The sequence below is a fragment of the Microbacterium protaetiae genome, assembly GCF_004135285.1.
In the GTDB taxonomy this organism is placed as follows: domain Bacteria; phylum Actinomycetota; class Actinomycetes; order Actinomycetales; family Microbacteriaceae; genus Microbacterium; species Microbacterium protaetiae.
Window position 1 is genome coordinate 3,405,674 of record NZ_CP035494.1, and the last position, 12,353, is coordinate 3,418,026.

Sequence of the window (12,353 nt, forward strand, 5' to 3'; positions counted from 1 at the left end):
CACCGAGCCGCGCCCGGGCGCTACGCGTCGATGCGCTCGCGGGCCAGGTCGTCGCTGGATTCGACGATGAACTCACGGCGTGGCGCCACGTCACTGCCCATGAGCATCTCGAACACCCGCGCCGCACCCTCGGCGTCTTCGATCCGCACGCGACGCAGCGTGCGCGCTGAGCGGTCCATGGTCGTGGTCGCCAACTGCTCGGCGTCCATTTCGCCCAGACCCTTGTAGCGCTGCACCGGCTCCTGCCACCGCTTGCCCGATTTGGTCAGCTTCGCCAGCAGCGCATGCAGTTCCTGTTCGGAGTAGGTGTAGATCGTCTCATTGGGCTTGGATCCGGGATTGATCACCACGACCCGGTGCAGCGGGGGGACGGCCGCGAACACCCGGCCGTCTTCGATGAGCGGTCGCATGTAGCGGAAGAAGAGGGTCAGCAGCAGTGTGCGAATGTGCGCGCCGTCGACATCGGCGTCGCTCATCATGATGACCTTGCCGTAGCGCGCGCCGCTCAGATCGAAGGTGCGGCCCGAGCCGGCTCCGACCGATTGGATGATCGCTGCGCACTCGGCGTTGGAGAGCATGTCGCTGATCGACGCCTTCTGCACGTTGAGGATCTTGCCGCGGATGGGCAGCAGCGCCTGGTGCTCGCTGTCGCGCGCGAGCTTGGCGGTGCCCAGCGCCGAGTCGCCCTCAACGATGAACAGCTCCGACTCCGTGACGTCGTTCGAACGGCAGTCCACGAGCTTGACCGGCAGCGACGACGACTCCAGGGCGTTCTTGCGCCGCTGCGTCTCTTTGTGGGCGCGCGCCGAGATGCGCGCCTTCATCTCGGCGACCACCTTGTCCAGCACCTGGGAGGCCTGGGACTTGTCGTCGCGCTTGGTCGAGGTCAGCCGCGCATGCAGCTGCTTGTTGACCACGTTGGACACTATCTGGCGCACTGCCGGGGTGCCCAGCACCTCTTTGGTCTGCCCCTCGAACTGCGGCTCGGGCAGTCGCACGGTGAGCACCGCGGTGAGCCCGGCGAGAATGTCGTCCTTCTCCAGCTTGTCGTTGCCGACCTTCAGGCGCCGCGCGTTCTGCTCGACCTGGGTGCGCACCGCCTTGACCAGGCCCTGCTCGAATCCCTGCTGATGCGTGCCGCCCTTGGGCGTGGCGATGATGTTCACGAACGAACGGAACACGGTGTCGTATCCGGTGCCCCAGCGCAGCGCGACATCGACCGCGCACTCGCGCTCGAGCTCGGTGGGAACGAGTGCCCCCGAAGGCTGCAGCACCGGCACCGTCTCGGTGAAGGTGCCCGTACCGGTCAGTCGCCAGGTATCGGTCACCGGCGCGTCGAGGGCGAGGAACTCCGCGAACTCCGAGATGCCACCCTCGTAGTGGTACGAGGACTCCACCGGTTCCTCCGCGCGCTCGTCGCGGATGACCAGCTCGAGGCCGGGGACCAGGAACGCCGTCTGCCGCACGCGCTGCTCGAGCTCGGTGAGCCCGAAGCGGGCGTCCTTCGTGAAGATCTGCCGATCCGCCCAGTAGCGGATGCGGGTGCCCGTGACGCCCTTGGCGACCTTTCCGGCCACACGCAGCTTGCTCGCCGTGGCGAACGGCGTGAACGGCGCGTCGGGTCCGTCTCCGGCGAACTCTCCCGGCTCTCCGCGGTGGAACGACATGGCCCAGGTCTTGCCGTCGCGGTCGACCTCCACATCGAGCCGCTCCGAAAGCGCGTTCACGACCGATGCGCCCACGCCGTGCAGGCCGCCCGAGGCCGTGTAAGAGCCGCTTCCGAACTTGCCACCGGCGTGCAGCTTGGTGAACACGACCTCGACCCCCGACAGTCCGGTGCGTGGCTCGATGTCCACCGGGATGCCGCGGGCGCGGTCCTGCACTTCAACGCTGCCGTCATCGCGCAGCAGGATGTCGATGCGCGACCCGTATCCGCCCAGCGCCTCGTCGACGGAGTTGTCGATGATCTCCCACAGGCAATGCATCAGGCCGCGGGAATCCGTGGACCCGATGTACATGCCCGGACGCTTGCGAACCGCCTCCAGGCCCTCGAGCACCTGAAGATGATGGGCAGAGTACTCAGCGGTCACAATCCTCAAGGATATCCAGCCCCATCCCCACCCGACCGCCGACACACGGCCCGCGTCGGGGTTGCTACGCGGTGAGCGAAATGCACGGCGTTCCGGGCATCCTCTCGGCAGGCGCGTGGTTGTATGTGGGGAACGGACCATCGCACACACTCGAGGAGGCAGACGATGAACACTCTCACCACTCCGGAGGAGCAGGAACTCGCCGAGTACCGTCTGACCGCCGCCGACCGCTGCGATGCGTGCGGCGCTCAGGCGTACATCGCCGCTGTCGTCAATGGCAGCGAACTGCTCTTCTGCGCGCACCACGGCCGCAAGTATGAAGAGAAGCTACGCAGCGTGGCCACGTCGTGGCACGACGAGACGGCACGGCTGACCGCCACCGTCTGAGCCGTTAGCAATACCGCCGCGGTAGCCGGGGCGAGATCCGGAGCACAAGTTGCTCGCCGATAGTGCCCACGAGCTCGGCGGCGTCGGTGGCAGAGGACGGCGCCCGCCCGCCGAACAGTGCGACATCGTCGCCCACCCGGGCACCCGGCCAGCCCGCCACCCGTGCGGCGGTCGCGGTCACGGCCAGCAGCGCCCGCGGTCCCTCGGGTGTGCCGACCTCGAGCCGGCCGGCCAGGCGTGAATCAAGACCGTCGAGGCTTCCCACATCCAGGACCGCCTGCTCGCCGTCGATCTGCACGACAGTGCCGAACAGGGTGGCGATGGGGCGGATGCCCAGCTCGGCGTCGGGCGGGCCGCCCTCGGGGCGGATGCCATAGGCGTACGCGCCGATCCGTACCAGATCGAAGCGGAATTCCGGTCGTGCGAACGCCGCTGCGCTGGCCGCAAGGTGGCGCATCACCGGCGCCTCGGGCAAGGCCGCAGCCGCGTCGAGGAACGCCGCGCGCGCCGCGTCGTCTTCGGACTCCGACGCCTCGGCGATGTGGCTCCACACCCCGACGATCCGCAGCAGGCCGGCCGCGGCGGCATCCCGTGCCTGCGCGACAGCCTGCGTCCATTCCTCGACGCGAAATCCGTTGCGGTGCAGCCCGGTGTCGATCTTCAGGTGCACGCGCGCGCTCAGGCCACGCGCACGTGCGCGCGCGATGACACGGGCCAGCAGAGCGCTGTCGCCGATGCCGAGCTCGAGCGAGGCATCCATCGCTGCATCGATGTCGGAGTCGTCGTAGACGGTCCAGGCGAGAACGCGGGGACCCTCGCCGCCGTGCACACGCACCTCGAGGGCGGTGGACACGTCGAAGGCGCCGAACCACTCCACGTGTTCGGCGACCGCGCGCGACACGAGTGCGGGCAGACCGTGGCCGTAGGCATCGTCTTTGACGACCAGCATGTGCGACGCGGGGGCGACCGTCTCGCGGATTCGGCGCAGATTCGCCGCAAACTTCTCGAGATCGACCTCGACGCGGGCGCTCATCGCACCCCCCGACGCCGGGAACGGGCCCCTGCCAGGCTGACAATCTCGGCGCCGGTCAGCCCGGTCGCCTCGGTCCAGGCGGCCAGTCCCGGCTCTCCTGCGGCAGGATCACCGAAGAAGACCACCTCGTCACCGCACGCGACCTCAAGGTCGCCGATGTCGATGACGCAGGCATCCATCGCCACGCGGCCCACGATGGGCGCGGTGGTCCCGGCGACGCCGACCTGCACGCGGTTGCCCACCTCACGGACGATCCCCTGCGCGTACCCGCCCGAGACAAGCGCCACCCGAGTGTCGACGGCGGCGCGGAATGTGTAGCCGTATGAGACCCCTTCACCCGCGCGCAAGATCTTGGTGCTGAGCACACTGCCGTGCAACGACATCACCGGCACCCCGCTGCCACCAGGCAATCCCCACAGCTGAATCGGGTCGACGACCTCGCCCTCCGAGGAGTCACCGTCACCCAGCAGGCCGAGACCGCTCGCGGTCAGCACCGGTGCGCACAGGGCGAGGCCGTGGCCGAACGCATCGCGGCGCACGTCTGCGACACCTGCGGCGCTTCGGGCGTTACGCGTGAGCGCTTCTACTGAGATCAGCGCCCGTACGGGCTGCGGGTCGGGCACGCCGTCACCAGGTCATGACGGCTTCGTGCTCCGGGCGCGAACCGGTGCGGATGCCGGTGGCGGTGACCCGGGTCTCGTACAGGCCCGGCACCCAGTTGCCCTCGATGAGCACGGGGCCCTGCGGTGTCACGGCCACATCCCAGCCGACATACGGCACCTCGGGCACGACGCGTGCGGCGCGGTCGATGAGCGCGACGACCTCGTTCCACAGCGGCACCTGGAACTCCACGATCGAGAGCCCGGAATCGGGGTGCACGGCGTAGAAGGTGTTGTTCTTGCCCGAATGCCCTCGCCCGACGGAGTGGCCGTCTTTGTCGAGCATCGTGAAGAACCCGCCCCAGGTGAACTGGTCGCTGACGGCGCCGCGCCCGAACTTCTGCACCCGCGAGAGGATGTGCACATCGGTGCCGTCGAAGTACGACACCAGGCGCGTCGTGTTGACGGTTCCTGCGCAATATGCCGCGAGGGAGGGATGCTGCACGATGGCCTCTTCGACGAGCACTTGGCCCTTCGCCACCAGTTCGGTGTGAAACGCCGGCCAGTCGCTCACATCGGCGGCGTCGTATCGAAAGACGCCGTGGCCCTCGCGGCTGATCGGCTCTTTGGCGATGAGCACAGGATGCCGCGTGGCGAACTGGGCGAGCTCGTCGGGGCCTGCCTGGCCGAGATCGAGCCACTCCCGACCGGTGAAGTCGGCGAACCGGCGGTGAAAGCGCCGCTTGTCGTTGAAGACCTCGGCCGCCCCGCGGTCATTGAGCTTGACGGCGATGTGGTGCTGCACGAGCGAGGTCATGAACGTCTTGCGCTCTTTGCGCGTCAGCGCGGCGAAGTCGGCCTCGTAGTAGTCGATGAACGCGGTGTCGTGGAACGCGGCGCTGAAAAGCATGTCGATTGCCACCGCCGGCATCCACTTTCCCTGCTCCCGGGCGATCTGGCGGGCAAAGCCCGTGACGCGGGACGGAGAGAAGCGGCGGGCCCGGCGCATCAGATACTTCACGCGGGCATCAAGGTCGATCTTCATCGTGTTCCAGCATAGCCGCGACCGCCTGCGCGCCCCCTGATCACGGCGGCCTCGGCCCACCGTGATACGTTCGTGCGCATGGGTCAACTCGCCGTCCGGCTGCGCTATCTGGCCGGCCGTGCCCGACGTCTCAGCCCCGCGAATCTGAGGGAGTTCACCGAGCAGGTGCGGCGCGTGTCGAAGGCGCCGACCCCGGTGATCATTGCCGACATGATGTGGTGTGCGTTCCGCTATGACATGGGCTTTCGCGACTATGCGGTCTGGGACATCCGTCTGCTGAACCGTCGCGAGCGCAAGACCTGGATGACGCATCCCAAGTCGTACCGCATCACGAAACTGCGCAACAGTCCCGATGCCCGCGACCTCGTCGAAGACAAGCCTCGGTTCTACCGCGACTTCGCCGACGACATCCGTCGCGAATGGATCGATCTGCGCACCGCCGCCCTGCCCGAGGTCGAAGACTTTCTCGCGCGGCACGAGCACGTGATCGCCAAGCCCGACCAGGGCTTCGGCGGCGCCGGCATCGATCGCATCGACACGGCCGGCATCACCGAAGTCGCCGCATGGCGTGCCGGCCAGATCGAGCGCGATCAGACCCTCCTCGAAGAGGTGCTGGTGCAGCATCCCGATCTGGCCGCCCTCTACCCTGACAGCGTCAACACGCTGCGCCTGGTCACTTATCTCGATGCGGCGGGCACCTTCCACGTCATCGCCGGCGTGCTGCGCATCGGCAACGGCGGGGTCATCGACAACTTCGCCGGCGGCGGCATGTTCACGATGCTCGACGATCACGGCGTCGCCCTTTACGCCGCGGTCGACAAACAGAGCCACGTCTTCGAGCGGCACCCGATCACCGGCGTACAGATCGCCGGTTTCGCGGTGCCGATGTACCGCGACGCAGTGGCAATGGTCGAGCGACTCTCGCGGCGGCTGCCGCAGATCCCCTACCTGGGGTGGGACGTTGCCATCACGCCCGCAGGCCCCGCCGTCATCGAGGCGAACCACAACTCCAGCGTGTTCCAGATGAAGCCGACCGTCTCGGGGGTGCGCACCGGGCTGCTGCCCCGCTACCGCGCGGCGACCGGCCTCGACCTGTGAGGCTCAGGCGGGCCTGACGATCCCCAGCGGCGTGGACTCGTGACCCTGCCCGAGCGGGTTGTCTTTGAGGATGGCCACCAGGCGCTGCTCACCGGCATGGTCGAGGGTGGACCCGAGGATGTTGCCACCCAGGTCGTTGATGTCGACCACAGCCACATCGCACACCCCGCCCAACAGCTGCCGCAGGTGCGCGGCCACCTCGCGCGGACGCTCGGGGGCCAGCACAACCGCCTCGTTGTAAGGCGGGATGGTGTGCTTGGTCGGCCCGTCGATCGCGCGCGCCTTGTCGCCGGCGATGCGGTAGAAGTCGCCCTTGCGCCCGAACGTCTTGGTGACCGCGGCCACCGCGGCGGCGAACAGGATGCGCGGCGTCCCGCACTCGCGCAACGCCATCTCCATCGTCTCGGGAATGCCCAGGCCGATTCCGTACGGCGTCTTGACCACATGACCCGACAAGAACACGGCGAGTCTGCGCGCGGTGATGTCTTTCACCGGGAAAGAGCGCCCTTGCGTGATGGCCACGATCTTCTCGGTGACGAAGAGGATGTCGCCGGCACGCACCTGCTCGGCGGCGTACTCGCGGATGAAGGCATCCAGGTCATCGCCGGGCAGGACCACCCGGGTTCGGATCGGGATGCGGGCGAACTCGGTGCCATCCAGCGAGACGGTGAGGGCCTTGCCCTGGTTCGCCTCCGCGCTCATTCGAGGTAGTCCCGCAGGGACTGCGAGCGGGACGGATGCCGCAGCTTGGCCATCGTCTTCGACTCGATCTGACGAATCCGCTCGCGGGTCACACCGAACGTGTCGCCGATCTGGTCGAGTGTCTTGGGCTGGCCGTCGCCGAGGCCGAAGCGCATGCGGATGACGCCCGCCTCACGCTCGCTCAGCGAGTCGAGCAGCGACTCGAGCTGGCGCTGCAGCATCGTGAAACCCACCGCGTCGGCCGGGACCACTGCCTCGGTGTCTTCGATGAGGTCGCCGAACTCGCTGTCGCCGTCTTCGCCCAGCGGTGTGTGCAGCGAGATGGGCTCGCGGCCGTACTTCTGCACCTCGACGACCTTCTCGGGGGTCATGTCGAGTTCGCGGGAGAGCTCTTCGGGGGTGGGCTCACGACCGAGATCCTGCAACATCTGCCGCTGCACGCGGGCCAGCTTGTTGATGACCTCGACCATGTGCACGGGGATGCGGATGGTGCGCGCCTGGTCTGCCATGGCACGGGTGATCGCCTGCCGGATCCACCAGGTCGCATACGTGGAGAACTTGAAGCCCTTGGTGTAGTCGAACTTCTCGACCGCGCGGATAAGACCGAGGTTGCCCTCCTGGATGAGGTCGAGGAACTGCATGCCACGACCGGTGTAGCGCTTGGCCAGCGACACCACCAGGCGCAGGTTCGCACCCAGCAGGTGGCTCTTGGCGCGCTGCCCGTCGCGGGCGACCCACTGCAGGTCAAGCCCCAGCTGCGCCGACTTCTCGGCCGCTGACATGTGCGAGAGCTTCTCTTCGGCGAACAGACCTGCCTCGATGCGCATCGCCAGCTCGACCTCTTCGGCCGCGTTCAGCAGCGGAACCTTGCCGATCTGCTTCAGGTAGTCCTTGACCGGGTCGGCGGTCGCACCGGTGATCTGCGTCGAATAGACGGGGACGTCTTCTTCGTCCTTCGACGAGATGACGATGGCACCCGAGGGCAGCGGCTCGGTGAACTCGGCCTTCTTCGCGGCGCCGGACTCGTCTTCGTCGTCTTCGTCGTCATCGACCGCATCGCTCTTCTTCGACGCGGCGGCCTTCGAGGCGGGCGCCGCCTGGTCAGCGGATGACGCCGGCTCCACCTCTTCCTCGTCGAACTCGTCGCCCGATGTCGCGGTGCCCGACGTCTTCTTCGCCGTCTTCTTCGCGGCAGGCTTCTTGGCGGAGGCCTTTTTCGCCGGAGCCGTCTTCGCGGTGCTCTTGCCGGTCGCCGGAACCGCCTCGTCGACGGTCTCGTCGACGTCGGTGTCCTTCGCCCGTGCGCGGGTGGTGGTCTTCGTGCCTGCGGTCACGTCTCGCCTTTCACCGAACCCCCGCCGTCACGCGGGTCCAGTCGTTCTCGGACACTAGTAAGACCCTTGTCAAGTCCCCGCACGACTCCAGGTCGGCGGTGGTTGACAACGGGTCGGTGTTCCATTGTCGCACATCCGGCGCAGAATGCCGGACGTACGCTGATTTCGGTCACTGAAGAAAACGCCACGTGGGCGGCCAGTATTCCGTCAGCCGAGTGTTCCGCCGCGTTTGTCGTCGTCGCCGGGTCGACTGGCCAAGAACCTCTCGAGCTCTGCGGCCAGTTCGTCGGCGCTGGGAAGATCACCGGTGTGCACCATCGGCGTCGCCTGCGTGGAGCCTGCCATGTAGGAGTCGTAGCGCTCCTCGAGGCCCTTCAGCATGCGCCCGAGCTCCTCGTTCTCGCTGATCTGCTCCGACACCCGCTTCAGATAGTCACGGTTCGCAGCCCGCAACTCGTCGCCGTCGAAAACCAGCCCGGTGGCGGCGCTGATGCTGTCGAGAGCAGCAAGCGTCGCCGCGGGGTACTCGGTGTCGCCCAGATAATGGGGAACGAGCAGGATGAAGCCTGCCACCGGAATGTCGGCCTCGGCGAAGCGGTACTCCAGCAGGTGGCCGATCGTTCCCGGAACCTGCGTGTGGGGTCGCCACACCGAATGCGCCGCGGTCAGCGTGGTGCGGGTGCCGCTGACGGTCGTGCCGATGGGTCGGGTGTGCGGCACCGGCATCGGTATCGCATGCAGCCACGTCACCGAAGACGCCTCATATTCGGCCGCCATTCGCACGATGATGCGGGCGAACTCCTCCCAGACGAAATCGGGCTCGTATCCCGACAGCAGAAGGAATCGCTGCCCGAGCGTGTCGCGTACGAGCGAGAGTTCGAGCTTGGCAGGACGGTAGTCGGTGATCCGCTCGCCGTCGAAGGTCACGAGAGGCCGACGAGCGCGGTAGTCCAGCAGCACATCATTGTCGAAAAGCACCAGCGGCAATGGATCCAACTCGTCGCGAATGTGTGCGATCAACTGCGCGACGGCGGCACCGGCATCCGTGAACCCGGTGAGCGCGATGACCAGCGGCAGACCGGGCGGCACGGGCGGCGCGGCTGCCACACGCTCATACAGCGGTGCGGATGAGGGCATGGTTCCACTCTAGAAGGAGCATTCCGCGCGGGGTGCGCATCCCGCTCACAGCGAACACGGCACTCGTAGGATGGACGGCATGCCGTTTCCGAAGCTGGCCGCGCGCACGACGCCTCCGGTCGAGTCCGAAGCCGAATTGCTCATCCTCGCCCTCCCTCCCCTGGACGCTTCACCTGAGCTGACGCCGTGGCCGGGCCTGGCCGACGCGTTGGAGCAGGTCGCCTTCGCCGGCTCGGCCGGCGAGATAGTACGGGTTCCGAGTACCGAGACACATCGTCTGGCCGTCGTGGGCACGGGGGCGACGCCGTCAGATGCCGACGTCCGCGATGCGGTGGGAGCCGCGGTGCGCACACTCACGGGATTCGATTCCGTGGCCGTCGCCGTGCCCGGCGCTGCACGCAGCCTCCAGCGTGCGGCGCTCGAGGGTGCCGCATTGGGCGGCTACTGGTTCGACGACTACAAGTCGGCCTCGGATCGAAAGCGCCCCGCTGCCGAGGTGACCGTGCACGGCGCCGAGCTCACCGAGACCGACATCCGTGACGTGGATGCCACAGCCGCTGCCGTGGCGCTCGTGAAGGATCTCGCCGCCACGCCGGCCCAGTGGCTCGGTCCGCAAGACCTGGTGGACCGCGCGCTCGAGGCCACCGCGTCACTGCCGATCGACGTGCAGGTGTACGACGAGGCGGCGCTGGCCGACGGTGGTTTCGGCGGCATCCTCGGAGTCGGACAGGGCTCCCAGCGCCCGCCGCGCCTGGTGCGCCTGGACTACTCCCCCGCCCAGGCGACACGTCACATCGCCCTGGTGGGTAAGGGCATCACCTTCGACACCGGCGGGCTGTCGCTGAAACCGCCGGCATCGATGGTGGGCATGAAGTTCGACATGACCGGTGCCGCCACCGTTCTCGCCGTCATCCGCGCAGCCGCCGCGCGGGAGCTGCCCGTGCGGGTCACGGCGTGGATGTGCATCGCCGACAACATGCCGTCGGGGTCGGCGATCCGGCCCGGCGATGTGGTGCGCATCTGCGACGGCACCAGCGTCGAAGTGCTCAACACCGACGCCGAGGGCCGGTTGGTGCTCGCCGATGGTCTGGCCGCGGCCAGTCGCGAGCATCCCGATGTGCTCGTCGACGTGGCCACACTCACCGGCGCCATCATCGTGGCACTGGGAACACGACACACCGGGGTCATGGGCTCCGATGCGGCCGTCGAGGAATACCTGGCCGCCTCTGACCGGGCCGACGAGCTCGCCTGGCGGCTTCCCCTTCCCCCGCACATGGAGAAGGAGCTGGAATCCCCCATCGCCGATCTGCAGAACGCCAAGATCGGTGATCGCGCGGGCGGCTCGCTTTTCGCCGGGCTGTTCCTGCAGCGGTTCGTGGGGCGCACCTCTGACGACGACACATCCGAGCGCATCCCGTGGGTGCATCTGGACATCGCCGGTTCCGGAGAGAACGGCGGCAGCGGGTACGGCTTCACCGACAAGGGGGCCACCGGCGCCACGGTGCGGGCCTTGCTTGCGTTCCTCGAGGGGGTGCAGCGATGAGCGAGCGAAGCTTCGACGTCGTCGTGCTCGGCGGCGGAAGCGGCGGATACGCCGCCGCGCTGCGTGCCGCTGAGCTGGGCAAGAACGTCGCCCTCGTCGAGAAAGACAAGCTCGGCGGCACCTGCCTGCACCGCGGGTGCATTCCGACCAAGGCACTGCTGCATGCGGCCGAGGTGGCCGACGCGGCCCGGGATGCGGCATCCATCGGCGTGCGCGCACATGTCGACGGCATCGACCCAGACGCCCTGCGTGCGTACCGCGAGGGGATCGTCGCAAAGAAGTACAAGGGGCTGCAGGGGCTCGTGAAGGCCCGCGGCATCACGGTCGTCGACGGCCAAGGGCATCTGCTGCCCGATCGCGGCGTGCAGGTCGGTGACGACGTGCTGCGCGGCACCGATGTGATCCTGGCGACCGGGTCATACAGTCGCAGTTTGCCGGGGCTCGAGATCGGCGGTCGGATCATCACCAGCGAGCAGGCTCTCGCGCTGGAGCACATCCCCGCTCGTGTCATCGTGCTGGGCGGCGGCGTCATCGGTGTCGAGTTCGCGAGCGTGTGGCGGTCATTCGGCGTCGAGGTGACCATCGTCGAGGCCCTCGACCACCTCGTTCCCAATGAGGATGTCGCGCTCAGCAAGGGGCTGGAACGTGCTTTCCGCAAGCGCGGAATCGGGTTCTCGCTGGGCGTGCGATTCGCTTCGGCGTCGCAGACCGACGACGGCGTGTCCGTCGTGCTGGAAGACGGGACCTCCTACGACGCCGACTACCTTCTCGTCGCGGTCGGTCGTGGGCCGAGCACGGCCGGGCTCGGTCTCGAAGAGGCCGGCGTGCTCCTCGAGCGCGGCTTCGTGCAGGTCGATGACCGGCTGCGCACGCACGCCGCGCATGTGTGGGCGGTCGGCGACATCGTGCCCGGACTGCAGCTCGCGCACCGCGGATTTGCGCAGGGGATCTTCGTGGCCGAGCAGATCGCCGGGCTCTCGCCCGTGGCCGTGCCCGAGACGCAGATTCCCAAGGTCACCTACAGCAGCCCGGAGGTCGCGTCGGTCGGTCTCACCGAGGCGCAGGCTGTGACTGCCCACGGCGCGGACGCCGTGCACTCGTACGAGTTCAATCTCGCCGGCAACGGAAAGAGCGAGATTATCGGCACGTCAGGACTCGTCAAGGTCGTGCGCGCCACCAACGGTCCGGTCCTGGGTGTGCATCTGCTCGGTGACCGCGTCGGCGAGTTGATCACCGAGGGCCAGCTCGCCGTGGGATGGGAGGCCCATCCCGAAGACATCGCGCCCCTGGTCCATGCGCACCCGACCCAGAGCGAAGCGCTCGGCGAGGCGTTCCTGGCGCTGGCGGGCAAACCGCTGCACGCGCTGTGAACAGTGACCTGCGAC

11 protein-coding genes are annotated in these 12,353 nt (G+C 67.8%); 4 read left to right on the top strand and 7 right to left on the bottom strand.

Annotated elements, in window-relative coordinates:
* Positions 1–20 precede the first annotated feature (20 nt).
* Complete coding sequence (locus tag ET475_RS15880; protein WP_422879921.1) at positions 21–2,090, bottom strand: DNA gyrase/topoisomerase IV subunit B; 2,070 nt, start codon at positions 2,088–2,090, stop codon at positions 21–23.
* A 165-nt stretch (positions 2,091–2,255) separates the two neighbouring features.
* Here ET475_RS15880 and ET475_RS15885 point away from each other — a divergent pair, with 165 nt between their 5' ends.
* On the top strand, positions 2,256–2,477 hold the full coding sequence (locus ET475_RS15885; RefSeq protein ID WP_129392493.1) for a DUF7455 domain-containing protein: 222 nt from the start codon (positions 2,256–2,258) through the stop codon (positions 2,475–2,477).
* A 4-nt stretch (positions 2,478–2,481) separates the two neighbouring features.
* On the opposite strand, the gene ET475_RS15890 is transcribed toward ET475_RS15885, so the two are convergent.
* Genes ET475_RS15890 through ET475_RS15900 form a run of 3 tightly spaced genes read right to left on the bottom strand, consistent with a single transcriptional unit; the run spans position 2,482 to position 5,154 of the window.
* On the bottom strand, positions 2,482–3,510 hold the full coding sequence (locus ET475_RS15890; RefSeq protein ID WP_129392496.1) for an alanine racemase: 1,029 nt from the start codon (positions 3,508–3,510) through the stop codon (positions 2,482–2,484).
* Positions 3,507–4,133, bottom strand: coding sequence for an alanine racemase C-terminal domain-containing protein (locus ET475_RS15895; protein ID WP_129392499.1), 627 nt, complete (start codon positions 4,131–4,133; stop codon positions 3,507–3,509). The genes ET475_RS15890 and ET475_RS15895 overlap by 4 nt, the downstream gene beginning before the upstream one ends.
* A 4-nt stretch (positions 4,134–4,137) precedes the next feature.
* Positions 4,138–5,154, bottom strand: coding sequence for a sugar-transfer associated ATP-grasp domain-containing protein (locus ET475_RS15900; RefSeq protein ID WP_129392502.1), 1,017 nt, complete (start codon positions 5,152–5,154; stop codon positions 4,138–4,140).
* Between the two features lie 78 nt (positions 5,155–5,232).
* Here ET475_RS15900 and ET475_RS15905 point away from each other — a divergent pair, with 78 nt between their 5' ends.
* A complete protein-coding gene (locus ET475_RS15905; protein ID WP_129392506.1) occupies positions 5,233–6,252 on the top strand; it encodes a sugar-transfer associated ATP-grasp domain-containing protein in 1,020 nt (339 codons plus the stop codon).
* Between the two features lie 3 nt (positions 6,253–6,255).
* Here the strand turns inward: ET475_RS15905 and ET475_RS15910 are convergent, their stop codons facing one another.
* The 3 genes from ET475_RS15910 to ET475_RS15920 form a co-directional block, all read right to left on the bottom strand.
* Positions 6,256–6,954, bottom strand: coding sequence for a coenzyme F420-0:L-glutamate ligase (locus ET475_RS15910; protein ID WP_129392510.1), 699 nt, complete (start codon positions 6,952–6,954; stop codon positions 6,256–6,258).
* Positions 6,951–8,288: an RNA polymerase sigma factor gene (locus ET475_RS15915; RefSeq protein ID WP_129392513.1), complete on the bottom strand. Its 1,338-nt coding sequence runs from the start codon at positions 8,286–8,288 to the stop codon at positions 6,951–6,953. Before ET475_RS15915 ends, ET475_RS15910 begins: the two co-directional genes overlap by 4 nt.
* Positions 8,289–8,495: 207 nt before the next feature.
* Positions 8,496–9,425: a proteasome assembly chaperone family protein gene (locus tag ET475_RS15920; protein ID WP_129392516.1), complete on the bottom strand. Its 930-nt coding sequence runs from the start codon at positions 9,423–9,425 to the stop codon at positions 8,496–8,498.
* A 79-nt stretch (positions 9,426–9,504) separates the two neighbouring features.
* On the opposite strand from ET475_RS15920, the gene ET475_RS15925 reads away from it, so the two are divergent.
* Both ET475_RS15925 and lpdA read left to right on the top strand, forming a co-directional pair.
* Positions 9,505–10,968 (top strand): leucyl aminopeptidase, encoded by a 1,464-nt coding sequence (locus ET475_RS15925; RefSeq protein WP_129392519.1) that lies wholly within the window; start codon positions 9,505–9,507, stop codon positions 10,966–10,968.
* Positions 10,965–12,338 (top strand): dihydrolipoyl dehydrogenase, encoded by a 1,374-nt coding sequence (gene lpdA / locus ET475_RS15930; RefSeq protein WP_129392522.1) that lies wholly within the window; start codon positions 10,965–10,967, stop codon positions 12,336–12,338. Before ET475_RS15925 ends, lpdA begins: the two co-directional genes overlap by 4 nt.
* Positions 12,339–12,353: the final 15 nt, after the last annotated feature.